Below are 25,692 nucleotides of genomic sequence, written 5' to 3' on the forward strand. Positions count from 1 at the left end.
CTCTGCGGTAAAGCGAATTCTATCACGTAAAAAAGAGAGGTCCAGACCAATGTTTGTTTGTTCTGTCGTTTCCCATTTTAACGATGCATTTGKAACTCCGTTAGAAACAATTGCTACATTACCTAGATAAGTACCGATGGTACTGAGTGATCCCTGCCATGCATAATTACCGATCGACTGGTTACCTGTAACACCAAAACTTCCCCGGATCTTTGCATCTGAAATAAAACTGATTTTCTTAAACCAATCTTCTTCTGACAATCTCCAACCGGCCGAGAATGAGGGGAAATATCCAAATCTGTTATCCGCTCCAAATCTTGAAGAACCATCAGCTCTCATTACCGCAGAGAAAAGATACTTGCCTTTGTAGTCATAATTTGCCCTGGCAAAATAAGAAAGCAGACTGTATTCTTCGATGTTCTGATTATAAAGCGAAACAACAGATGTACCATTGATAGAGGTAATGGTTGCATCAATTAAGCCTCTACCTATCACATTGACGTTGTTGTCTGTAAATTTCTGGTAAGACTGTCCAAGCAAAAAGGTAAGGTTATGATCATTAGCAAGGGTTGTTCTGTAGTTTAACGTATTCTCATTGATAAAGGAATAGTTTTTCCCTGTAGTCAGGTAAGATGAACTGACCTGACCCTGTGGTAAGAGCGTTTGAGGAGTGAAATTTGTTTCCTCTGTATTCGAATAGTCAACTCCTAAAGTTGTCTTGAAATCCAAATCTTTTAAAATTTTCACTTTAAAATCTTGATTACCAAACATCCTCCATCTGTTTATTTTATTAGCAGCCAGCTCAGAGATAGCTATCGGATTGGGTTTACTTCCCTCCAGAAGTGGAATAAGTTGTCCTGTGATGGGATCATATGGTGAATAAACAGGCATGGTACTTAAAGCCTGATATATCGCACTCTGATTGCTTAGTCCGCTGAGTATTCTGTTGTAATTATTGGTGGATATGTTGAAATTCGTATTTCCCGTAATAACCTTATTTACCGTGTAATATACCTTTGCCGAAGCGTAAGTTTGCTTAAATTTAGTATTGATGATAATCGGGTCTATATCTTTATAGCCTGCACTAACAAAATAATTCATATTATTATCTTTAGAAGCACCTTTGATACTGACATCTGCTTTGTACTGATATGCCGATCGGTACATCAGATCCTGCCAATTGTTAGATTTAGAATAATATGGATGAAGTGAATCTATCACAGAGACTTTAGTGGTCTGGGCTCCTGTAAAATTATATATCGCATCTATAAATGCACTTCTGAACTGTGGCGCATTTAACACTCCAATTTTTCGCGTGATGTTTGCAATACTTCCATTTGCTGAAAACTGTATCTCTGGTTTGCTGGAATTCTTTCCACTTTTAGTAGTAATGATAATTACACCATTCGATGCTCTGGAACCGTATATAGATGCAGTTCCGTCTTTCAATACCTCTATAGATGCTATATCTTGAGGGTTTAAATCTGCCAGGGGACTAAAAGTCGATGCATCATCTACCAATCCACCACCGTAAGTATCTGCATTTATGGGAACACCATCTACGATATATAATGGCTGACTGCTACCGTTTACTGAGGATGCCCCACGTATTCTTACTGTGGCACCGGCACCAGGCTCTCCGGAATTACTTGTAATTTGAAGTCCGGCAATCTTACCCTGCAAACTCGAATTCACATCCCCCAGGGCATGAGTATCCATCTGCTTGGCCGTAATTGATCCGACAGCACCAGTAACTTCTTTAACCTTCTGGGTACCATAGCCTACATTAATGGTTACTTCTGAAAGCTGCCTTTCGCTTTCAGCCAGCTTAATATTTAAGCGTTTACGCTCCCCTATATTAATTGTCTGATTTTGGTAACCCATATAACTCACCAAAATAACAGCTCCGGGAGTTACCTCTAAACTAAAATTACCATTCTGATCTGTTGCCGTGCCTTTATCTGTTCCCTGCACGCGGATTGAAACCCCAACAAGGGTTTCATTAGTTTTTTCATTAGTTACCTGCCCAGTTAAAGTAAATAATGTCCCTTTAGCGGGGCTGACCTGGGCAAAGGTACTCAGCATGGAAAATGCGACCATCATGGTCATTAAGTATATCTTTTTCATTGGCGGTTTTATAAAACGTTTACGTACACGATTAAAAGTCAAAAAAATTACTATTGAGCTGGTGTAAAAAATCTGTTCATCTTGTTTTTGGTTTTTAGGTTGGTAAATAATAGATTGAAATCCTATCCGGACAAAGACTACAACTATCTAAATGCTAATATATTAAATAAACGGGTACGTACACGAATTTATTTTAAAAAAAACACATTTGTCATTTAAAACTATTTAATTCAGCTTGCGCAGGCATAAATTGAATGGTTCCAAAATGATCTGGACGATGAAAGTCAGGTATAGGGGATATCACCTTATTCCAACATAGAAAGTGAGGATTTGGCAACGCATCACCACATTTATAAAAGTTAGCTTTCGCAGTGATGCCTTCAAAGTTTTGAATTTGATGGAATATAAATACATCTGCAGGTATAATCATCGTCATCTCCCAGTTAAACTCCCCTTCCTGAGCATCTGATTTTGTCCAGGTACGAATTTTCTGCACTACAGAATTCTGGAATAAAGTTCTTTTAGCTTTTTGATTACCATAAGCCATTTTTCCAATCCCAAGGCAATTGAACTCAATATTATAATATTGATCAGACTGGTCAAAAGCGATAAAAAACTCTACACAATTATCAAGATGAACTTCGCTGTTAATCGGTCTTTCTATAGATCGGAAATAATCATTGGATATGGTAAATTTTAACAGAATGTGTTGTCCCGTATGGGCGATAGAAAAATCGGCTGTGCAAATTACTGGTATTTGAGGCCATGAATCATTAGTCAAACGATTTTGGGGATAGTTAGCTAGTTTCTCTGAAAGTTGATCTGGTGCGGCATTGGAATCTTCATTGAGGTAAAAGACATTTAAGTTCATTTTAAAATTTTATAACAAATAAAAAGGGTGATTTCTTTTTAACCAATCCAGCGCTCGAGTTTGTACCCTTTGTAGGCATAAAATAGCAGGTAGAGATAACACGGTAAAAGCACGAAATAAGCATTTTGCAGACCATAAATATCGGCAAAGTGACCATATAATAGCGGCATAACGGCATTTCCGGAAAGTCCCATGATTAGAATAGCAGCGCCTATTTTTATAAAACGTCCGAGTCTATCCATAGACAATGGCCATATTCCAGCCCATATCATTGAATTTGCAAAGCCCAATAATACAATGAACCATATAGAAATATCTGCCCGATGCCCCAATATGACAACACTACCGTTACAAAAAATGATACATAAAGTAAATACAACCCCCAGGATGATGCATACACGCAAGGCCAAGATCTGAGAAAGGTATTTTGGAATCAGCGAAATTCCAAGGATATAACCAACGATTGTCGCTGTGAGTGTATACGAAGGAAATACCTTTGCTTCTAAAAGAGAAATATTCATAGAATGGGCATAACCAATAATGGTATCAACCGCAATTACCTGTGAACCTACGTGAACAAATATGGCAATTGCGCCAAGGACAAGATGGGGAAACTGAAAAATATTACGTTTCCCTTTATTTGATTCGGCGGTAACCTCATCTTCCTGCTCGGTATTAATTTCAGGTAAAGAAGAAAAGCGCACCAGAAAACCTAGTAAAACCAGAATTAAACCAACACATGAATAAGGAACAATAACCCTCCTGATCAGTTCATCAAGAATCGATGCCCGTTCAACTGCTCCCATCGACTTTACTTGTTCAAACAGTGCCTGATCGGAAGACTTAAGTATAACCGCAGCAAAAAGTAAAGGAGCAAGAATTCCTGCAAATTTATTGCAGATCCCCATAATACTGAACCGCATTGCCGCACTGTTTTTTGGGCCTAATATGGTTACGTAAGGATTTGCTGCAGTTTGTAAAACTGCCAGTCCTGCCCCTAGCGTAAAAAGGCCAACTAAAAATAACAGATAATTACGTAATAACGCTGCTGGTACAAATATAAATGCACCGATAGCCATCACGAAAAATCCAATCATCATACCATTCTTAAAACCAAACTTTTTAAGCAATATGGAAGCAGGAAAAGAGATGAATAAATAAGAAATATAAAAAGCAAAAGCTACAAAATAAGACTCGAGATTATTGAGCTCACAGCAAATTTTGAAGTATGGGATAAGCATTGCGTTTATCCATGTGACAAAACCGAAGACAAAAAAAAGTACCGCAATGATATACAAGGATTTAATATAAGTCTTCTGGTCCATATGGTTTGTTTTACTTAACATTAAACGTATGAGAATGATCGTTGAAACCCTCGAATTGGTTGCGAAAATAGCAGCAATCTTATGGCTTTTTAACACCTGCTCAAGTGAGTTGCTTATATAGGTATAGTCAGTATGCTTGATATCAATTTTTACGATGACATTTTCAAGCTTATTATCGCTAAAATAGTTCCTGAATCCTTGCTCTTTACGCAATAGATGATGCTGGTTATCTATTTCTTGTGAAATGTTAACGATTAGAATCTTATCTTCCTTTTTAAGGAGGTATTTCATGAGGTGGGCAGAAAGGTAACCACTTTGATAAAGATCAGGACCGAAATAACTTAAGCTTTCGTGCCCCTGAATATCTGAATTGATGAATACATAAGGTATTTTTCTGATTTCAAGCTTCTTTACAAACTGTTCAGATTCTTCAATAAAACTTGGCGCCAAAAGAACACCCTTTACCAAGGAAAGATCTATCAGTTTGATCTGCTCAAGGAAGGAGTTTTTATCGTTGACATCATATAAATATTTCTGTAAGACAATGCCGTAAGGACTGATCTCTGCTCCCGCTTGGTCTATACCAAGAAGTGGTGCCTCCCAATAATTGGTTTCTTGTGAAATCTTTGGAATCAGAACAGCAAAAACAACCTGCTTTTTAGACGCCAACCTTCGCGCGAAGATATTAGGTTGATAATCGAGCTCTTTAATAATTGCATTAATCTTATCCTTGGTATTTTGCGATACCCCTTTGCGATCATGGATCACACGGTCTACTGTTCCAATTGAAACATTTGCCCTTCTTGCGATTTCCTTTACACCTGTTAATTCAATATCTTTTGCCGACATATGCTTAAAAAATTATATAAAGATAACAGATTCTATTTTCAAAAGTTCAAATTGTCTAGTCGTTCATACATTGCTCGTCATTGAAGCAAAGTAAAAATCAAAGCAAAAGAAACAAAGGCTTATTCTCTTGCATCACCAAAAGAACAAGATCCTGTGGCTTTGAAATTAAGAATACGATTTTTCAGATTAAACCCCGGCAACCTTATTAAAATCATCCACTTGGGAACAACAGGCTAACATTTCAGATAGAGTAAAAAAACTTCTTTATTAGTGAAATGAGTTTATGATAATCAGTCGTTAAGGTATCAGGATTTGGAAGTGTTAAAGAAGATATAACTCAAATATTTCTAGCCAGCTTATTTATCAAATATTGAGGGAATAATTGTTATACCTTTCTGTTAAAAAGTGTTAAACAACAGTTAGTCAGCTACCTCGGCTTAAAAGTTTCGGGTTGTTTTGTTAGATTAGAACATTAAAAATATTTTGAATGAAAAAAGCATTACTCACAATATTGTTAATTGTGCCTATAATTAATTCAATTGCGCAGAAAAAACCCTCTGTCACAACAAAAAGCTTCAAAACATACACTTCTGCATTGGATAATAATCGGCGCATTGCTGCTGACAATAAGAACTACATTGAAGCAGTTAGTCTCATAAACGAGTGGTTGGTTAAATATGAAGAAGCTGCTGTAGATACCCAGGCTACTGTTAAAAACTGGTACCCGGGCATGTACTATAATCTTGCCTGTTATCAGAATTTGTTAGGAAGTACTACACAAGCCCTTGCTGCGTTTGACAAATGCGTAAAATTGGGATATAGCAATTATTACAACACCATACAAGATACAGATCTAAAAAGCCTCCATGGTAACAAACGCTTTGAAAAAGCCCTCTTAAGTATCCGGGAAAGGGGCGACATGAATTATATCTTAAAAACCTCACCCCCATATCTCAATGGTAAAGTAACGGCGTTGCCCCCTTTTATTTATCAATCTCCAGATTCAAAGGAGCTTGTGGACTTAAAAGTTAAATTTAATTTGGATTCAGTAGCAGGCAACGGTAACGAGATCAGCAAAATAAAAAGACTATTATTTTGGGCTTACAATATAGTGCCCCATCAAAACGGTGACAATCCACCTTCTAGAAATGCAAATGATATAATTGAGGTGTGCAAACGCGACAAACGGGGCGTGAATTGTCGAATGAAAGCGACCATTTTAAAGGATGCGTTGCACGCTGAGGGATTTAAATCCAGGATGATTACATGTATGCCAAAAGATACTGCCGACACTGATTGCCATGTGATAAACGTTGTGTGGTCTAAAACCCTTAATAAATGGCTATGGATGGATCCAACTTTTAATGCCTATGTGAGTGATAATAAGGGTGAATTATTAAGCGTCGAAGAAGTGAGAACTCACTTAATTAATAATTCGGAACTCCTTTTAAATAAGGATGCATTTAGAAACAAGGAATTTTATCTTGATTTTTATATGTCAAAGAACCTTTATTGGTTACGCTGCCCTGTTAATAGTGTTTGGGATGTGGAGACTTACTCGAAGAATAATACTGTGGTTCAGTATGTTAATTTATATCCTGGTCGTTTTAATACTGTTAACTCGTCCAGAAAAACTTCGAGTGATACCAAGGTATTTGAAATTACCAATCCAAATTATTTCTGGCAAAAGCCTCTTGATAATTAATAGCATTTGGAAAAAGAAAAATAATGGCTCATTAGTTAAATAGACAACCTTGAGGTTGGCCATAAAGTACACGTTGGTTTTCTTGTTAAGGCAGGTAAGATGATTCCTCTGAGCAAACAGCTTTTGAAGAACCGGAACTGAGATTCGGGTCTTCAAAAACTTCGATAATATTACTTTAGGAATTGATATAGCAGGTAAATATAGATTTTAATTGTCCATGAGCTAGGAAAAGCTACGCACGACACAAACTGTGAAAAACTGTCTCTTAGAAATAAACTTCAGCCCTGCAACAGAATTTAACTTTGTTCTTAGGCTGGCATCTCAGATTCAAATAAGGCCAATAAGTTTTGATAGGTTCCAATTATCAAAAAAAATGTGGAATAATGATAATGAGTTACACGAATACCTTCGTTTTTCTGTAATGCAAATTTTAGACTTATATAAGATCTTTGTCTATATGTTAGTTCTAGCGAACGGTACCTTTAGCTTTTCGCTCAATTACCCCATCTTTTAATTCAATGGTTTCTTCGAGTTTTATTTTTTTATAAATTCAAATATTGAACTGAAAAATTCCTGAGGTTGTCTTTGCCATTGCCAATAAGTATATGGCCAATCCCAATCAGCACCATTCAGTTTACCCTTTGTTATCATGTCGTGTCCGCAATCTTTTATGGTAACAACTTTATAATCCACGCCTGCATTTTTCAGATAAGTTTCCATTTTATTTTTGTTTTCGGCTGGTGGCACTAATACATCATTCTCACCAAAAACACTCAATACCGGGCATTTTATTTTATTTAAGGCCTCTTTGGGGTCATACCGATTTTTTCTCCACCATAATATGTCGTCTCCAGTTTGCGATTGGGGTATATCAAGATAATCTATCCATTTTTTATCTTTAATTTTCGCGGCATATCCTTTAAGCGCATCCCAATCTTTTGTCTTGTTACCCTGAACATATTTGAAAAAAAGTGCAGAATAATGAAGTGCAGAGTCAATAGATTCTTTTGAATAACCTTCGTCAGTCAAGGTATATTGAACACGATTAATATCTTGCTCATAAAGAGAAACTGCAGGGCCAACTATTAAAATTGCGAAGCCACAGCCTGAGACTTTATTTGCAGCCAGCGGTGTTATCCATCCTCCCTGGCTTGCACCAAGAAAACCTATTTTGACATAATTCAAATCTTTTCTTTCTTTTAGATAATTAAAAGCAGAAACAGCATCATCTGCCAGATCATTGAAATCCGCAGATGAAAAATTACCAGTTGATTTACCGGTTCCACGTTTATCATAAAGTAAAACGCCTATGCCCTTGCTCGCCAAATCGTAGGCTAACGAATGATACCACGGGGTATCTCTGTCTTCCCATCCTGATCGATGTACTAAAATCACATACGGAATAGGCTTTTCTGATTTTTTGGGTTTAAACAAAACTCCTGCAAGCGAAACATCTGCATTAGTAAATTTAATTTCTTCCTCTGAAAAGCTCTTTTCTTTCGCTAATGCTTTTTTCAGATGAATCCGGATTCTAGGATTTATATCCTTGCTTATACCTGTTACATCTCCTGTTTTGGGGTCTAAAAAACAATAGAAATCTCCGTTGAATATCTTCACATTCAAAGTGTCCTTGCTCCGAGATATTTTTTCTGTAGCCACATTCATATAGCCAATTTCAGGGATATCGTAAGTTGTTTTATCTATATGGAAATCGAATGAAATTAATTGAACAGATCCATCCCGTGTCAAGGCACCTTCATAATGTCCCTGCGGTGTTTGACCGTATGCGATTTGTGCTATTGTAAGCAAAAGAACTGTGTAGAAGGATTTCATAATTTTAAATGATAAATTTAAAAACCAAGGCCATTCATTGTGCCAACCTAAATAACAAGCTTTAGAAGTACAATTAAACTACTTATTTGGTATTACGAAAAACCCACCTGTTCATAAGTGAACAGGTATGCGCGAAATTGAACAGGAAAAAGCTTAATGTACCATAAAAGGAATATTTGCTGTAGCCACATGATTATGACCGTCACTCACATAAACAAACAAACGGTAAGCGCCAAGCTTTGCAGGTACGCTGAGCAATGCATTTGTCAGGGAAGTTGTCGTTACCATATTGGGGATTGGTGCAGGCCTGCTTTCCCTGTCACCACCCTGCCCAAGATCCGTTGCTTCAGGCAACAGCTCCCACCTGATCGTTAGTTTGTCTTTGTCCGGATCTGAAACAGAGATCACCACTAAATATTTCTCCTCGGGATTGAGATGAATAGAACTACGTGCACTTTTGCCATCTACGGTAAATGAACTGATATTGGGTGCCCGGTTTTGAGGCCATTTGCCACTCCATTCATATTGCATGACGTCAAATACTTCTGACGTTTCCCCCGCTTCTGTAAACAGACMATACCATGTAGGTGTACGCTCCTGTTTCTGCCCCCAGAGAAATACATAGGAACCCAGACAATTCTTATCTTTCAGGATGGATGCTTCGTATCGTGTTTTGTAGACTTCAGCTTTTTCCGAACTAGTTTCTTCAACCGGGGCACCCCATGATGTTTTCGGACATTCCCAATGCCCTGTGGGTCCCCACTCAGTGACCAGGTAAGGACCATCCCAGCCTGCGGTCTGTAGCTGATCAGGGACTTTGGCCAATCCGCCATATACCTGCACCGAAAGGAAATCAAGGTCTGGACATTTAGCTTTGATGTGGTCTATTTCTATTTGATTGATGCCTGCAAGCATAGTAGTGGCAGGATGGTTCGGATCTTCCTGATGGATCATTTTTGCAATGTCATTCACAGCACTCCAGACATTGGGGTTTTTATAGTCCAGGTTCAGTTCGTTTCCGATGCCCCAGGCGAGTAAAGCCGGATGGTCCTTATACTTCTGCACTTCTTTACGCAGGTGATCCAGTTGTTTCTTTACCGCAACTGCGTCATTGTAGTCAAAACCATGACGTTCACGTGCTACATTCAGCCCCATCGTAACAGTTAGTCCAAGTTTTTCTGCCTGCTCCAGATTTGCCGCTCCGTGTTCTGTATCCCAGGTTCGGAAAGAATTTCCTCCTGCAATTTTTATGGCTTCGGTTTCTGAAGTCCCGCCTGCCCCTTTTACAAAATAAGGTTGTCCGTTTCTGATGAACGTATAACCCGTCGCTGTTTTCTTAATTTCAACCTTTAGTGCTTTGCTGTTTTGTAGGCTTACATGAGTAGTCAATCCAGGACGAATCAATTTTGCATTATCTGCTTCAATTTTGTGTAGCGACCTGACATTTACTGACGCCGAGGATGACGCACTGAAACCCGCGGTCAGTAAACAGCTTATGCCTAAAATAAGGAGATTAATACAAATGATTTCTTTCTTCATAATGCAATATAATGAATCCGTCTCTGATTTTGACTTTGATAAAATGGAACGGGATATAGCAGATAATTTAAATTCATTGCTGTTCATTTGATTCCTTACTTTCATTATTATTGTAATACTTTGTAGCGGCTTTAAATTAGTAAGAAACCATGTATAGAAAGCACCTGATTATTCTTGTCCTTTGGCTAATCTCTGGAAGTACAGTCTTAAACGCTCAGGATTCCCTATCGGTGTGGAAAATCGAATACCAATACTTGTACAAGTCATCCGATACACTTATTAAGCGAGATGCAAAATTTGCCGATATAGCAAAATATGGAAAGGCAACACTCTATTATACAGATTCAGCCTACCGGCTCCAATACGCAGCAGATCACTGGGAAATTGGCGACTTCAGCGCCCCTCACCGCTATAGTATTTATGACAACCTGGCCAGAGAAGGGCTTTCCGCCGCACAGCAAATGCCAGACCTTTATGAACTTTCAAATGATGAATTTCCGATCATTTTATGGGCTAATGACTATAAGGCGTTGAAAGCTGAAGGAAATTTTGAACTCTTGGGAATGACATGTAATAAGCTTGTTTTTCATCCTCAAAAAAAACTTGTGGATGCCGCATATGAGGTTTATGTATCGGAGAATATACCCAAAACTCCCTGGTACCTTTTTACATTCATTGATCAGGTACCCAACGGTTTTTTAGGTTTATATAAAAAAAATGCGGCCAACACATTATTTGAAGGCATGGAAGCAAAGGAAATCAAGCGGGTCAATGTCCCATTTGATTTTTTCCGCGTTCCCCAAACCATGAAAATTAAACGGATGATTGCTCCACCCAAGCTAAATTAGTATAGATTAAAGCAGGGGTTTTTATTTCTAAAACCTAAATGCTTTCAACGCTATTTTATTATAAATTAATGAGGGAATAGTGAGATTTTTTTATTGATGTGAGACTAACATTTTGCAACTTAAGCTGTGACCGAATTATTGTATTTCTTTCCGCCCAAGTACAAACATAATTATAGAATAACAACCTCCTCCAGAATGTGCCATTAAGCCCATTGCCTCTACTTCAGATGCACCACATAAAATACAAGAGTCCTTTTCAACATAAAAGTCGCCTTGTACATTTACCTAGTGTAAAAGTCATGACCTATAAAAACTCCCAGTAATTATCCCTGTTAATTGCAGATGACGTTTCAGGGCTGTATTTTTCCATAAACGAAGTAGGAAATTTTACTTTCACTTTAGAATTCCATTTAAGTTCAAAAGCACTTAGTTTATTGTCCTGCTCCTCTAGGTAATCAATCTCGGCTTTATCCACTGTACGCCAAAAGTAGGTATTGCCATAAAAGCCGGTGTAAGCCAGATTCTTTTTGCGTTCACTAATAATAAAGTTTTCCCACAAAGCACCAATGTCATTACGCTGTGCAATAGGTGCAAAATTGTTAATGATGCTGTTCCTGATCCCATTGTCGTAAAAATAGATTTTGCGGGAAGTACTGATCTCATTGCGCAAATTTCTTGCAAGTGGATTTAAACGAAAGATAACAAACGACTTTTCCAGCAAATCAATGTAATTGTTAACTGTGGCCTTGTCTATACCCACAATCCTTGCAAGTTCATTATACGAAACTTCATTACCCACCTGCCATGCCAGTGCCTGTAAAAGTTTTAATAATGCTTCTGGCCTGCGGATGCCACCTGACTCTAAAATATCTTTATACAAGTAGCTCCCAGCTAGGTTATTTAAGGTCTCAATTGCACTATCAGGATTGTTAATCACATCAGGGTACATTCCTGTTATTAAAAATTCTTCCAGCCTTGAATGAACTTTAGCAAAGGAATATTGGTCTTTTAATTCTCTCCAGGATAACGGATATAACCGATATTCCCATTTACGACCGGTGAGCGGCTCATTGATTTTACTGGCTATTTCCAATGCCGAGGATCCGGATATAAAAAGTTGTATATCTTTTTTCGCATCAATAATCATCTTAGCACTAAGGCCAATATTTTCAAGACGCTGCGCCTCATCAAATACAACTACTTTGTAACTGCCGATGTAATTATTGATAAAAGCCTGTGTAGGATTGTTCCACGCTGTTCGTGTAGCTGGATCATCTCCATTGATATAAAGATAATTCTCATTTAATGAAGCTGCTATCTTAGTAATCAGCGTAGTTTTCCCCACCTGCCTCGGCCCTAATATCACAATAGCTTTTTTAAAATCAACCTTACTTTCTAAGGTCTTTTGCAAGGCTCTTTTAATCATGACACAAATTCTATTCCCCAAATATAGCAATATTAAGGGAATACAATCCCCAAATATTGCCTTTTTTAGGGAATTTAAACATATTATCATAATGGGGTTATTGAATAACATACCCACAGTTCCTAAAAGGTTAACTTTCTGAAATTATTCATAACTCTGAAGCGAAGAAACAGCTCTGCCCATTTGGGAATCTGTACTAGCGGCAATTTCCCAAATGGAATCAGATTACCTTGTGCAAGCATAGAACTCCTTATTCTGTTTTATCATAAGAAAATTGAATTCCGCAGCATCCAGAAAACTGTATAAGTAAAATTTGGGGTTAGCATATAGACCAATAAGGGTCAAAAAATACTTAAACGCAAAAAAAGCCTTAGATTTCTCTAAGGCTTTCAGTGCCCTTAGATATACTTCGAACACACCAATTTCTTGAATAATTAAAAATCGTAATATTATGGATTACGATCTGGCAAATGACAAAAGTAATGCGTAGTTCCCATTGTCTGCGGCCTTTARTGAATTGAGGTAGATATTTCGATTTTCGCTTTCTTTAGAAAGACTCCCTGCTCCCCATGTAAATATATTCCCATTAAACATTTTTTCGATAATAATATCAGCCATCAGCCGGCTATGTCGTCCATTTCCATTTGAAAAACAGTGAATACTAACTATACGGTGTTTAAACCGAACTGCTATTTCATCAGGAGAAAAAACATCATTATCAATCCAAAATCTGGCATCGTCTAACAGCGACTTTAATTCAACAGCGACTTGCCATCTGTCAACGCCAATGTTCTTATTTGTTTTGCGGAAATCCCCTGCCCATGCCMAAACATTCCTATACATTCGTTTATGCACGTCCTTGACAAAAGCTTCTGTAAGGAGGCTATTTCGTTTAAAATTTCTGCTCAAAGTCCATTGTATCGCTTCTTCGATATTCTGCTGTTCAAACTCATCCAGCTCTTCCCTGGTTGCAATGGCAGGGATTAGCAAACCTTCTTTTTCCTCTTCGTCCAATGGGGTTTGTCCATCAATATAAACTATATCTAATCCCATAAAATTTTAGGCATGTTATTTTTTATATCTTCGGTTCTCTCCTTTATTGCTTTTTCAATTCTTTCCTTGGAATTCTCCTGGTCTTCTAATTTCATGGTGTTTGATGTACGTAAAACGATTTTCGAAGCTAGCTCCATTGCCTTTTTTTCTATTAAAGTATCTAACGAACCATCCTTTGGTATAAAGCCATAAACCAATTCCATATCTAATACCCTTCCCACCTCTCTTAAGGATTTTAGCGTGATCGAACCATCCTTTTCTCTTTTTTCAATGTCCAAAATACCTTGTTTGGTAATCGACAATTTATTCCCCAATTGTTGCATTGACATACCTAGAGTAGTACGAATGGCTTTAATCCAACCAGTCGGTGGAACAGCAACCTGCTTTAAGGTAACAAAGCTTAGTAATTTATTATTAAGCTGTTGAATCATTAATGACTGTTTTCCCATATAAGTAAAGTTTTAACTTGACAATCTACCAATAAATGTAAGCATATAACTTTACAAAACTAAATAAAAGTAAAACTATAGCTTAACCTATTTTTTTTACCTATATTTTAATTAATTACAAATGACTATTAATCAACTCGCCTCACGAAGTAACGGAATAGTGAGAACAACAAAAAATTGCATTTTAGGAATGCGCTTAAGCTTTTCTAAAAAAAGAGTTAGAATAAGGTCATTATTAGTAGAACCAAAATTCTCTAGTTAAAAATCTGGTAGAAATAATCTGAGCAAGGATGCAGTAGCTGATGACTAAATATAAAATGCAAAGCTATATTCTTAACCTCTGCTCCACAAGTTTTAGGATTGACCCTTTTTATGTAATACCGTAGTCGCGTCAAACTGAGCTTGTATCAGGTGTCAGGCGAATGGCCATGAAGCAAAAAAGCCTCTAGAGATCATCTAAAGGCCTTATAAAGATTTTCAAGAATCCTTCCCATATGGGAAACTTTGTTTGTGCACTTGTAGGGATTCGAACCCCAAACCTTCTCATCCGTAGTGAGATGCTCTATCCAATTGAGCTACAAATGCGTTTTTTTGTTATAACTCCGTTTCGTTAACGGACTGCAAAAGTAATGCTTGAAATTCAAAATAGCAATATTTTTTATAAAATTATTCAGAGCATTACTCTTGCAGAACTGTATTATGCTTCTACTGCTTTCTTAATCGCATCAAAATCAGGCATATTACCAGCATCTTCTAAAACTTCTGAATGGATAATTTTTCCTTCTTCGTTCAAAACAAACGCTGCTCTTTTAGAAACGCCCTTTAAATTGAAGACAAAATCTTCGTAAAATGCACCGTAAGCCTGAGATATTTCTTTATTAAAATCAGAAAGTAACGGAAATTGGTAAGCTTGATCTTCTTTGAATTTAGCCAGGGTAAAAGGAGAATCAACAGAAATGCCAACAACAGCAGCATTCATTCCTTCATAATAGCCAAAGCTATCTCTCATTGTACATAATTGAGCAGTACAAACACCTGTAAATGCCATAGGAAAAAAATGAACAACTACTTTTTTCCCTTGATAATCTGAAAGAGACACCTCTTTCAACTCAGAACTAAATAATTTAAAATCCGGCGCTTTATCGCCAACATGTAAAGCCAAAGTATAAATAAGTAAAACCTGTTCTTACAGGTCTTTTTGCTGTTTGATTAAGTGTTYCTGCACTGATCTCATTGATCATGCTTTTATCAAGCTTCCAATAATCAGCTACTCTTGCTACCAGTTCAGAAATACTCATCATATCCTTCCCCGAAGCATTGTATATCCCCTGTGCATCCTTCTCAACTGCAAGCAGGCAGCAATCAGCCAAATCCTCTGCAAGTGTAGGCATGCGCCATTGATCATTAACCACGTTTATTGGTGAACCTTTTTCTAAAGCTCCCTTTGCCCATAGTACGATATTACTGCGGCTCATATCACTTACTATACCATATACTAATATAGTACGCAAAATTGCCCATCTGCAATTAGACGCTTTAATAATGTTCTCTGCCTCGACCTTCGTTTGTCCATAATAACTTAAAGGATTTGGGTCAGCCTCTTCATCGTAAGGGCCTTTTGCCCCATCAAAAATAAAATCGGTCGACAAATGCACCAACTGGATATCATGTTCTTCGCAAACTGAGATCAGTGTTTTTACCGATTCCACATTCAACTGATAAGCCAATTCCTTTTGATCTTCGCAAGTATCCACGTTGGTCATGGCAGCAGTATGAATGATGGCATCAGGCTTATAATGCCCGACAACTTCCTTCACGTTCTGCGGATCCAGAATGTCCATTTCGGCATACATATATCCATCTTTAACAGGAAAACGATCAGCCCCTTTTGATGTTGCAATTAACTTAAATTGCTTCGTAGCAGATAACCGCTCTGTTATTTTCTGACCCAAAAGGCCATTACTTCCTGTAACTAGTATGGTTTTCATTAATGTTTATTTACAATTTTCAACAGCTGCCAATGCAGCAAAAATCACTATTTAATGCTTTAAAAGGCATAATTAAAGCCTCAATAATACCGGCTAAATTATTGATTAAAAAACTGTGGAAAAACTTTTTATTTATATATGTATTTCTTGTATAAAAATTTTAACTTTGCAAACCGAATTGTAGGCCCATAAAACAGCCTTTAACAAATTGATATTTATAATTTTACCCAAAACAATATATGCCTAACATTGGAAAAATAGCGCAGATTATAGGACCGGTAGTTGACGTGAGTTTTGCTGACGATGCTCATTTACCTCAAATTTTCTCTGCATTAGAGATTGAAAAAGAAAACGGACAGAAAGTCGTTTTAGAAGTTCAACAACATCTCGGTGAAGACCGCGTACGTGCAATTGCAATGGACTCGACCGATGGTTTGGTTCGTGGAATGAAAGCATTAGATACTGGTGCTCCTATTCAAATGCCAGTTGGTGATCAAATTAAAGGTCGCTTATTCAATGTTGTTGGTGAAGCTATCGATGGTATTAATACTGTTAGCAAAACCGGTGGCAGACCAATCCACAATGCTCCTCCTAGATTTGATGAGTTATCAACTGAAACTGAAGTACTTTTTACAGGTATTAAAGTAATCGATTTATTAGAGCCTTATGCAAAAGGTGGTAAAATCGGTTTGTTCGGTGGTGCTGGGGTAGGTAAAACGGTATTGATCATGGAATTGGTAAACAACATTGCGAAAGCATATGCTGGTTTATMTGTATTCGCTGGTGTAGGTGAGCGTACTCGTGAAGGTAATGACCTTTTACGTGAGTTTATCGAGTCTGGTGTAATCAACTATGGTGAAGACTTCCTTCATTCAATGGAAAAAGGCGGATGGGATTTGAGTAAAGTTGATACTGAAAAATTAAAAGAATCAAAAGCAACATTGGTATTCGGTCAAATGAACGAGCCTCCTGGTGCACGTGCTCGTGTAGCATTATCAGGATTAACAGTTGCTGAATATTTCCGTGATGGTGATGGCGAAGGCGCTGGAAAAGATATCCTTTTCTTCGTTGACAACATCTTCCGTTTCACTCAGGCTGGTTCTGAGGTATCTGCACTATTAGGCCGTATGCCTTCTGCTGTAGGTTACCAACCAACCCTTGCTACTGAGATGGGTTTAATGCAAGAGCGTATTACTTCAACTAAACGCGGTTCAATTACTTCTGTACAGGCTGTTTATGTACCTGCGGATGATTTAACTGACCCGGCTCCGGCTACAACTTTCGCCCACTTAGATGCTACAACAGTATTATCTCGTAAAATTGCTGAGCTAGGTATCTACCCTGCGGTGGATCCATTGGATTCTACCTCACGTATCTTATCTCCGGCTGTTTTAGGTGATGAGCACTACAACACAGCTCAACGTGTTAAAGAAACATTACAACGCTACAAAGAATTACAAGATATCATTGCAATCCTTGGTATGGACGAGTTATCTGAAGAAGATAAATTAGTTGTATCACGTGCACGTCGTGTTCAGCGTTTCTTGTCTCAGCCATTCCACGTTGCTGAGCAATTTACAGGCTTGAAAGGCGTATTGGTTGACATTAAAGATACCATCAAAGGATTTAACATGATCATGGATGGTGAAGTTGATGAATATCCTGAAGCTGCATTTAACTTAGTTGGAAGCATTGAAGAGGCTATTGAAAAAGGTAAAAAACTATTAGCTGAAGCAAACGCTTAATTTTTAAAGCGTACATAATATATATATGACATTAGAAATATTAACCCCAGATAAGAAAGTTTTTGAAGGTGACGTAACTGCAGTTACTGTTCCTGGTACCATGGGATCTTTTCAGATACTACATGACCATGCACCTATTATTTCAACTTTAGAAGATGGACCTGTAATTATTAAATGCAAAACTGGCGATCAAACCTTTACTATTAAAGGCGGTGTAGTTGAAGTTTTAAAAAACAAAATTATTGTGTTAGCCGAAGGGGTTGCTTAATATTTAATCATACAATATTCTAAAAGCCCTTTGAAATTTCAAAGGGCTTTTTTTTTATTTATAGTTTTTTATTAATACTCTCGTCGAGATGACGAAAACTTGAAAAATCCCCTCTAAAAAAATCAAAATTTCAACCAACTTTTTTAAGGTTTTCCACATTTTAAGAAGAATTTGCGCAAATTTATAATGCTAGCATAACACCTATACCGAATACCGATTTCATATTTGGTATAGCGACCACCATGTTAAGATATGAATTTTACATATATTTAAGAATTATATTCTTAAATATATGTAAAATAAAGAATTATATTTTTTTTCATTTATTTTCATTCACCTATTGATAGTTTAACCGCCAAGAGGTAAATTGGATTCTATAAAACAACAAGAAATTAAACAACGATATGAATCTTTCAGTCAACGTCTTATTTACTGTAATTGTCAACCTAATTCTCCTACTGATTATTCAGAAGGATAAGGCGCTATAAAGGAATATTGAATACTTAAAATATACTAGAGCGCCACCACAAGTGGCGCTTTTTTAATGAAACATCTAAAATACAAAAACATACCTGACAAAAAATGCAATATTTCAATTCAAATACCATACTTTACTTAAACGGGCGGTTCGAAAAAGCGGCCGACTCAAACGCCGATTTGTATGGTCAGTCGTTACACTACGGCTATGCAGTTTTTGAAGGAATAAGGGCCTACTCCACTCACAATGGCACCCGTATTTTTAAGGCAAGAGAACATTTCGAAAGATTAAAACGCTCTGCAGAATTAGTTCATATTCCATTTACATGGGACATAAATAAATTAATTAAACAAACCTACAGGTTATTAGAAATCAACAATTTAAAGGATGCTTATATCCGTCCTTTAATATACTGTCCACCTGCTATGTCATTGGTTGCTGCAAAAGAAGCYTCAATCATGATCTGCGTGTGGGATTGGGAAGCTTATCTTGGACATAAACTGCTTAAAGTTTGCGTATCAAGTTTTGAACGTCCAAATCCTAAATCAACTCCTATTGAGGCTAAGGTTAGCGGCAACTATGTTAACTCCATACTAGCCACTACAGAGGCCAAACGTAAAGGATTTGATGAGGCCTTGTTGCTTGATATGTATGGCAACGTTGCTGAAGCCCCGGGTGCAAATATCTTTATCGAAAAAAATGGCAGGTTATACACCCCTCCTCTTGGAAACATTTTACCAGGTATTACCCGTGCTACAGTAATTGAACTATGCCATATTTTAGATATAGAAATTATTGAGAAACACTTATCAGTAAAAGACCTGAAACATGCGGATAGCGCATTTTTCTGTGGTACAGCTACTGAAATTGCAGGAATAGGATCGGTAGACGAATATACTTTCCCATTAAAATGGACCGATAGCGTTGGTGCAACCATACAGCGTACCTATAAATCCCTGGTATTAGAAAAACAGAACTACGAAGTAATCATATAACTACTACATAATATAATAAGTAAATAACAAAAAAGACCTAACCACATAATATGTCACAAACACCAGAAATCAATCGCTACAGTAAAACTTTTACACAAGACCCAACACAACCGGCTGCACAAGCAATGTTGTACGGAATTGGTTTAACTAAAGCAGATATGGATAAAGCTCAGGTTGGTATTGCCAGCATGGGATATGATGGAAACACCTGCAACATGCATTTAAATGATTTAGCCAAAATCGTTAAAGATGGTGTATGGAAAAATGACATGGTCGGTTTAACATTCAGCACTATTGGTGTTAGTGATGGTATGTCTAACGGAACAGATGGAATGCGTTATTCCTTAGTTTCAAGAGATGTTATTGCCGATTCAATTGAAACCATTTGTGGTGGGCAATACTACGATGGATTGATCACTATACCTGGCTGCGACAAAAATATGCCGGGATCTATCATGGCAATGGGCCGTTTAAATCGCCCTTCTATCATGGTTTACGGTGGAAGTATCCACTCTGGGAACTACAAGGGTAAAGCATTAAACATTGTGTCTGCTTTTGAGGCATTGGGTCAAAAACTTGCAGGTAACTTAGAAGAAGAGGATTTTCAGGGTGTAATCAGAAATGCTTGTCCTGGTGCAGGTGCTTGCGGAGGTATGTATACAGCTAACACTATGGCTTCTGCTATTGAAGCCTTAGGTATGAGTTTGCCTTACAGCTCCTCATATCCTGCATTAAGCGAAGAAAAAAGAAATGAGTGCTTAGAAGCCGGTAAAGCAATCAGAATTCTATTGGAAAGAAATATCCTTCCTTCAGATATCATGACAGAAAGGTCATTCCACAATGCTATCGTTACTGTTATGGTTTTAGGTGGTTCTACCAATGCAGTATTGCACTTAATTGCAATGGCTAAATCGGTAGGCTTAAATTTACAACTTAGTGATTTCCAAAAAATCAGCGACAGCACTCCGGTACTTGGTGATCTAAAACCAAGCGGAACTTACCTGATGGAAGATCTGCATGAAATTGGCGGTGTCCCTGCGGTTTTAAAGTACCTGATAAAAGTTGGTTTAGTTCATGGCKACTGTATCACTGTTACTGGTAAAACATTGGCAGAAAACGTAGCAGATGCTGTAGATCTTGACTTCGATAATCAAAAAATTATATTCCCTGTAACAGAACCGATTAAAGAAACCGGTCACTTACAAATGCTTTACGGGAACCTTGCAACTAAAGGTGCTGTAGCTAAGATCAGTGGTAAAGAAGGCGAAAAATTTGTAGGCCCTGCCCGCGTGTTTGACGGAGAGCAGAAGCTGATTGCAGGAATTCAAAGTGGAAAAGTAAAGAGCGGAGACGTTGTAGTAATCAGACAGGTTGGTCATAAAGGAGCTCCGGGTATGCCTGAAATGCTAAAGCCAACTTCGGTTATTATAGGTGCAGGATTAGGTAAAACTGTGGCTTTAATTACAGATGGTCGTTTTTCGGGTGGTACTCATGGTTTTGTAGTAGGCCACATCACTCCTGAAGCATGGGATGGCGGAAACATCGCATTAGTTCATGATGATGACATCATCACTATTGATGCAGTAAACAATTCAATTGATGTTCATTTAACTGAAGAGCAGCTGGCTACCCGCCGAGCGGTTTGGAAACAGTTGCCACCACCCGTCACAAAAGGAGTGCTCTATAAATACCTTAAACAAGTAAGCAATGCCAGCGAAGGCTGCGTTACTGATGCCTACAATGATTAATTAATTAGAAAACCTATACCCTAAACATACAACAATGGATACAGCACACGAGGAAACAACAACCTTAACAGAACCTAAAAAAACAACAACTGTTTCAGGCTCTGTGGCTTTATTGGAAGGATTAATAGCTGAGGGTACCGATACCATTTTTGGTTACCCGGGCGGCGCCATCATGCCAATTTATGATGCGCTATACGATTACAAAGAAAAATTACAACATATTTTAGTACGTCATGAGCAAGGCGGCACACACGCTGGTCAAGGTTATGCACGTACTTCAGGCAAAGTCGGTGTTGTTTTTGCAACCAGCGGTCCTGGCGCAACAAACCTGGTAACAGGTTTGGCTGATGCTCAGATAGACAGTACTCCTATGGTTTGCATCACAGGCCAGGTTTTTGCACACCTTTTAGGAACAGATGCTTTCCAGGAAACTGATGTAATTAACATCACCACTCCGGTTACAAAATGGAACTATCAGGTAACTGATGCCAATGAAATTCCTAGTGTTCTTGCAAAAGCTTTTTATATCGCACGCAGTGGAAGACCAGGTCCGGTTTTAATTGATATTACCAAAAATGCGCAGTTACAAATGTTCGAATACGAAGGATATACTCCTTGCGAACACATCCGTAGCTACCGCCCTAAACCTTTGATCAGAAAAGAATATATTGAGGAGGCTGCAGCGTTAATTAACGGAGCAAAAAAACCTTTCATCCTATTCGGACAAGGTGTTTTATTAGGTAATGCAGAACAAGAATTTAAAGCTTTTGTAGAGAAAAGCGGTATTCCGGCAGCATGGACAATACTAGGTGCCGGTGCCATCCCTACAGATCATCCGTTAAATGTTGGTATGCTTGGTATGCATGGTAACTATGGCCCTAACGTACAAACTAACGCTTGCGATGTTTTAATTGCAATAGGAATGCGTTTCGACGACCGTGTTACAGGCCGCTTAGATAAGTATGCAAAACAGGCAAAGGTTATTCATTTGGATATTGACCCGGCCGAAATTGATAAAAACGTAAAAGCAGACGTTCCTGTTTGGGGCGATTGTAAAGAAACTTTACCATTCTTAACTGCTTTGGTTGATCAGAAATCGCATACTGAATGGGTAGAGGAATTCAGGGCTTTTGATAAAACTGAGCAAGAAACCGTAATACAAAAAGAACTAAACCCGGAAAGCGGAGAGCTTACCATGGGCGAGGTTATCAATAAATTAAATGAGCTAACCAAAGGTGATGCTGTTATTGTTACCGATGTTGGCCAACATCAAATGGTTGCTTGCCGCTATGCCAAGTTTAACCAAACAAGAAGCAATATTACCAGCGGTGGCTTAGGTACTATGGGCTTTGGTTTACCGGCTGCAATTGGTGCTAAATTCGGTGCTCCGGAGCGTACAGTAGTTGCCATTATTGGTGATGGTGGTTTCCAGATGACTTGCCAGGAATTAGGAACCAYTATGCAAAGTGGCATCGACGTTAAAATCATGATTTTGAACAACAGATTCTTGGGAATGGTTCGTCAGTGGCAGCAGTTATTCCACGAAAAACGTTATTCTTTTGTAGACATCACCAGTCCTGATTTTGTAAAACTTGCTGATTCTTACTACATCGCAGGCAAAAAAGTTTCAGAGCGTGAAGACCTTGTTGCAGCATTACAAGAAATGTTAGACCACAAAGGTTCTTACCTTTTAGAAGTAATGGTTGCCAAAGAACATAATGTGTTCCCTATGGTTCCACAAGGAAGTAGTGTAAGCGAAATCAGACTTAAATAATTAAAGATCATGAGCAATTCCAACGATATAGAAATAACCGGAAAACAGGAATTTACGATTACTGCATATACCGAAAATAGAATCGGCATACTTAACCGTATAGCCATCATCTTCTCCAGAAGAAAAATTAACATTGAAAGTTTAAACACCTCTCCTTCAGAAATTGAACACATTCACCGTTTCAATATTCTGATCCATGAAACAGAAGAGGTGGTTCGTAAACTGGCCCGTCAGATAGAAAAGCAGGTAGAGGTATTGAAAGTATATTACAATACTAACGAAGACATCATCTGGCAGGAAATGGCTTTGTATAAAGTACCTACAGATACGATTGCAGAAAAAGTATCGGTAGAGCGTTTGCTTCGCGAATATGGCGCAAGAGCAGTAGTGATCCGTAAAGACTATACTGTTTTTGAAACCACCGGACACAGAGAAGAAACTGATAAACTGATTGAGGTGCTACAACCTCACGGACTAATTGAGTTTGTAAGAAGTGCAAGGGTTGCCATTATTAAAGACAGTGAAGGTTTTAACCGCAAGCTTAGAGAATTTGAGCGCAGAGAACCAGGCGAGGATGTGATTGAAAATGAATTCCTTGATAAAGAGAAGAATGTATTTAGCATGTAATTCGTAGCAGGCGAATAGGCATTACAGAACTAATAAAATGGAAAACACTCTTTTTAAAACGATTATACAAACCAGGAAAAACTTTATTGAGTTGATAGAAACATCAACGATTGAAGAGGTAAATGAGGTGCCCGCAGGCTTTAACAACAATATAATTTGGAACTTTGGCCATATTATAAGCAGTCAGCAGATACTTTGTTATAAACTGGCCAATGTTGCCCCTGTTATAGAGGCTCAGTATATTCTGGATTATCAAAAAGGAACAAAGCCGGAAAAGTTCATTGAAGCCGAAGAAATAAACATTTTAAAAGACCTGGCGCTTAGCACTATTGATAAGCTGGCAGAAGATCTGAACAACAATGTTTTTGTAAGTTACATAGTGCGTACTACAAGCTATGGAATAGAACTAAAAAGCACAATTGAAGCAGTACAGTTTTTTCCGATACATGATGCTTACCACTATGGCTGTGCATCATCGATTAAGAAAGCATTAAATAAAAAGTAAATAAGAACCTTATAACAAAAAACCGATAAAACGATGTCAAATTATTTTAACACATTACCTCTTAGAGAAAAATTAAACCAATTAGGTGTTTGCGATTTCATGGACAGTTCAGAATTTCTTGATGGCGTAAATGCACTAAAAGGAAAAAAACTGGTAATTGTAGGTTGTGGAGCACAAGGCCTTAACCAAGGTTTAAATTTAAGAGATAGTGGTTTAAATGTTGCCTATACTTTAAGAAAAGAAGCTATTGAAGGCAAAAGAGATTCATGGAAAAATGCTACAGAAAACAACTTTACTGTTGGCACTTACGAAGAATTAATTCCTACAGCTGATGTAGTAATTAACCTTACTCCTGACAAACAACATACTGCAGTTGTAACTGCAATTATGCCGCTAATGAAACAAGGTGCTACTTTATTGTACTCGCACGGTTTTAACATTGTGGAAGAAGGAATGCAGATCCGTAAAGATATTACGGTGATCATGGTAGCACCTAAATGCCCGGGAAGTGAAGTAAGAGCTGAGTATGTAAGAGGTTTTGGTGTACCTACCCTAATCGCTGTACACCCTGAGAACGATCCGGAAGGAAAAGGTTTAGCACAAGCTAAAGCTTACTGCGTTGGAACTGGTGGCCACAGAGCTGGTGTTTTAAAATCATCTTTTGTTGCTGAAGTAAAATCAGATTTAATGGGCGAGCAGACTATCCTTTGTGGTTTGTTACAAACTGGCTCAATCCTTTCATTCGACAAAATGATTGAAAAAGGAATCGATGCTGGTTATGCTTCTAAACTTGTTCAGTATGGTGTTGAAGTAATTACTGAAGCATTAAAACATGGCGGTGTTTCTGGTATGATGGACAGATTAAGCAATGTAGCTAAAGTTAAAGCTTTTGAAATTTCAGAAGAATTGAAAGACATTATGCGTCCGCTATTCCAAAAACATCAGGATGATATCATGAGCGGTGAATTTAGCCGTACAATGATGGAAGACTGGGCTGCTGGTGACAAAAACTTATTGGCATGGCGTGCAGCTACAGGAGAAACTGCTTTTGAAAAAACTCCTGCCGGCGATGTAAAAATCGGCGAACAAGAATATTTTGACAACTATACTTTAATGGTTGCTTTTGTTAGAGYAGGTGTTGAATTGGCTTTCGAAACAATGGTTCAGGCTGGTATTAAACCAGAATCAGCTTACTATGAGTCGTTACACGAAACACCACTTATTGCCAATACCATTGCGCGTAAAAAGTTATTCGAAATGAATCGTGTGATCTCTGACACTGCTGAATATGGTTGTTACTTATTTGATTATGCTTGTAAACCTTTGCTAGCTGATTTCATGACTAAAGTAGATACCGATTTAGTAGGTAAAAACTTTAACGAAGGTAAAGATGGTTCGGTTGATAACAGAACGTTAATTGCAATTAATGAGGCGCTTCGTTCTCATGAAGTTGAAATAGTTGGCGCTAGATTAAGAAAAGCGATGACTGCAATGAAATCTATAAAAACAGCATAATAATATTAAATGTCACAGCCCGTC

Annotated in this window: 20 protein-coding genes, 1 tRNA gene and 1 pseudogene; 10 read left to right on the forward strand and 12 right to left on the reverse strand. The window is 37.9% G+C overall.

The window, feature by feature from the left end; genetic code table 11:
* The 4 genes and pseudogenes from AC1DG9_RS09455 to AC1DG9_RS09470 all read right to left on the reverse strand — a co-directional run.
* The coding region (locus AC1DG9_RS09455) for a SusC/RagA family TonB-linked outer membrane protein (RefSeq protein ID WP_477634545.1) at nt 1-2,127 on the reverse strand (2,127 nt) is incomplete at its 3' end.
* A 211-nt stretch (nt 2,128-2,338) separates the two neighbouring features.
* Nucleotides 2,339-2,998: a carbohydrate-binding family 9-like protein gene (locus AC1DG9_RS09460; protein WP_288879679.1), complete on the reverse strand. Its 660-nt coding sequence runs from the start codon at nt 2,996-2,998 to the stop codon at nt 2,339-2,341.
* 38 nt (nt 2,999-3,036) lie between these two features.
* Entirely contained in the window at nt 3,037-4,344 is a 1,308-nt protein-coding gene (locus AC1DG9_RS09465; RefSeq protein WP_477634559.1) for a sugar MFS transporter, read from the reverse strand.
* A 36-nt stretch (nt 4,345-4,380) separates the two neighbouring features.
* Nucleotides 4,381-5,172: pseudogene (locus AC1DG9_RS09470) on the reverse strand (substrate-binding domain-containing protein); the annotation flags it as partial.
* Between the two features lie 487 nt (nt 5,173-5,659).
* Between AC1DG9_RS09470 and AC1DG9_RS09475 the strand changes: the two are divergent.
* Nucleotides 5,660-6,877, forward strand: coding sequence for a TPR end-of-group domain-containing protein (locus AC1DG9_RS09475; protein ID WP_337715830.1), 1,218 nt, complete (start codon nt 5,660-5,662; stop codon nt 6,875-6,877).
* A gap of 534 nt (nt 6,878-7,411) precedes the next feature.
* Here AC1DG9_RS09475 and AC1DG9_RS09480 read toward each other — a convergent pair.
* Nucleotides 7,412-8,710 carry an alpha/beta hydrolase family protein gene (locus tag AC1DG9_RS09480; RefSeq protein WP_337715832.1) on the reverse strand — a complete coding sequence of 433 codons (1,299 nt, stop codon included), beginning with the start codon at nt 8,708-8,710 and terminating at the stop codon, nt 7,412-7,414.
* A gap of 153 nt (nt 8,711-8,863) precedes the next feature.
* A complete protein-coding gene (locus tag AC1DG9_RS09485) occupies nt 8,864-10,249 on the reverse strand; it encodes a glycoside hydrolase 5 family protein (protein ID WP_477634546.1) in 1,386 nt (461 codons plus the stop codon).
* A gap of 149 nt (nt 10,250-10,398) precedes the next feature.
* Here AC1DG9_RS09485 and AC1DG9_RS09490 point away from each other — a divergent pair, with 149 nt between their 5' ends.
* Nucleotides 10,399-11,097, forward strand: a complete 699-nt coding sequence (locus tag AC1DG9_RS09490; RefSeq protein ID WP_288879671.1) for a hypothetical protein — start codon at nt 10,399-10,401, stop codon at nt 11,095-11,097.
* Nucleotides 11,098-11,401: 304 nt separating this feature from the next.
* Here AC1DG9_RS09490 and AC1DG9_RS09495 read toward each other — a convergent pair whose 3' ends face one another.
* The 6 genes from AC1DG9_RS09495 to AC1DG9_RS09520 form a co-directional block, all read right to left on the reverse strand.
* Nucleotides 11,402-12,523 (reverse strand): ATP-binding protein, encoded by a 1,122-nt coding sequence (locus AC1DG9_RS09495; protein WP_337715836.1) that lies wholly within the window; start codon nt 12,521-12,523, stop codon nt 11,402-11,404.
* Nucleotides 12,524-12,979: 456 nt separating this feature from the next.
* Entirely contained in the window at nt 12,980-13,576 is a 597-nt protein-coding gene (locus AC1DG9_RS09500) for a mobile mystery protein B (protein ID WP_477634547.1), read from the reverse strand.
* The gene (locus AC1DG9_RS09505; protein ID WP_288879667.1) at nt 13,567-14,025 is read right to left on the reverse strand and encodes a mobile mystery protein A; all 459 of its coding nucleotides are present in this window, start codon (nt 14,023-14,025) and stop codon (nt 13,567-13,569) included. The genes AC1DG9_RS09500 and AC1DG9_RS09505 overlap by 10 nt, the downstream gene beginning before the upstream one ends.
* 511 nt (nt 14,026-14,536) lie before the next feature.
* A tRNA-Arg gene (locus AC1DG9_RS09510) sits at nt 14,537-14,610 on the reverse strand.
* A gap of 112 nt (nt 14,611-14,722) precedes the next feature.
* Nucleotides 14,723-15,187, reverse strand: coding sequence for a redoxin domain-containing protein (locus AC1DG9_RS09515; RefSeq protein WP_477634548.1), 465 nt, complete (start codon nt 15,185-15,187; stop codon nt 14,723-14,725).
* Nucleotides 15,165-16,013 carry an SDR family oxidoreductase gene (locus tag AC1DG9_RS09520; protein WP_477634549.1) on the reverse strand — a complete coding sequence of 283 codons (849 nt, stop codon included), beginning with the start codon at nt 16,011-16,013 and terminating at the stop codon, nt 15,165-15,167. The genes AC1DG9_RS09515 and AC1DG9_RS09520 overlap by 23 nt, the downstream gene beginning before the upstream one ends.
* Before the next feature lie 239 nt (nt 16,014-16,252).
* On the opposite strand from AC1DG9_RS09520, the gene atpD reads away from it, so the two are divergent.
* The 8 genes from atpD (at nt 16,253) to ilvC (ending at nt 25,668) form a co-directional block, all read left to right on the forward strand.
* The gene (gene atpD / locus AC1DG9_RS09525) at nt 16,253-17,758 is read left to right on the forward strand and encodes a F0F1 ATP synthase subunit beta (protein ID WP_477634550.1); all 1,506 of its coding nucleotides are present in this window, start codon (nt 16,253-16,255) and stop codon (nt 17,756-17,758) included.
* A gap of 25 nt (nt 17,759-17,783) precedes the next feature.
* On the forward strand, nt 17,784-18,026 hold the full coding sequence (atpC, locus tag AC1DG9_RS09530) for an ATP synthase F1 subunit epsilon (RefSeq protein WP_048903945.1): 243 nt from the start codon (nt 17,784-17,786) through the stop codon (nt 18,024-18,026).
* A 582-nt stretch (nt 18,027-18,608) separates the two neighbouring features.
* Entirely contained in the window at nt 18,609-19,499 is an 891-nt protein-coding gene (locus tag AC1DG9_RS09535; RefSeq protein ID WP_172660943.1) for a branched-chain amino acid transaminase, read from the forward strand.
* Nucleotides 19,500-19,549: 50 nt separating this feature from the next.
* Nucleotides 19,550-21,247 (forward strand): dihydroxy-acid dehydratase, encoded by a 1,698-nt coding sequence (ilvD, locus tag AC1DG9_RS09540; protein WP_477634551.1) that lies wholly within the window; start codon nt 19,550-19,552, stop codon nt 21,245-21,247.
* Nucleotides 21,248-21,281: 34 nt separating this feature from the next.
* The gene (ilvB, locus tag AC1DG9_RS09545; RefSeq protein WP_477634552.1) at nt 21,282-23,021 is read left to right on the forward strand and encodes a biosynthetic-type acetolactate synthase large subunit; all 1,740 of its coding nucleotides are present in this window, start codon (nt 21,282-21,284) and stop codon (nt 23,019-23,021) included.
* A 9-nt stretch (nt 23,022-23,030) separates the two neighbouring features.
* Nucleotides 23,031-23,648 (forward strand): acetolactate synthase small subunit, encoded by a 618-nt coding sequence (gene ilvN / locus AC1DG9_RS09550; RefSeq protein ID WP_172660946.1) that lies wholly within the window; start codon nt 23,031-23,033, stop codon nt 23,646-23,648.
* 37 nt (nt 23,649-23,685) lie between these two features.
* On the forward strand, nt 23,686-24,153 hold the full coding sequence (locus tag AC1DG9_RS09555; RefSeq protein WP_288879653.1) for a DinB family protein: 468 nt from the start codon (nt 23,686-23,688) through the stop codon (nt 24,151-24,153).
* A gap of 33 nt (nt 24,154-24,186) precedes the next feature.
* Nucleotides 24,187-25,668 carry a ketol-acid reductoisomerase gene (gene ilvC / locus AC1DG9_RS09560; protein WP_477634553.1) on the forward strand — a complete coding sequence of 494 codons (1,482 nt, stop codon included), beginning with the start codon at nt 24,187-24,189 and terminating at the stop codon, nt 25,666-25,668.
* Nucleotides 25,669-25,692: the final 24 nt, after the last annotated feature.

It is taken from the genome of Pedobacter sp. 05L430, assembly GCF_056397585.1.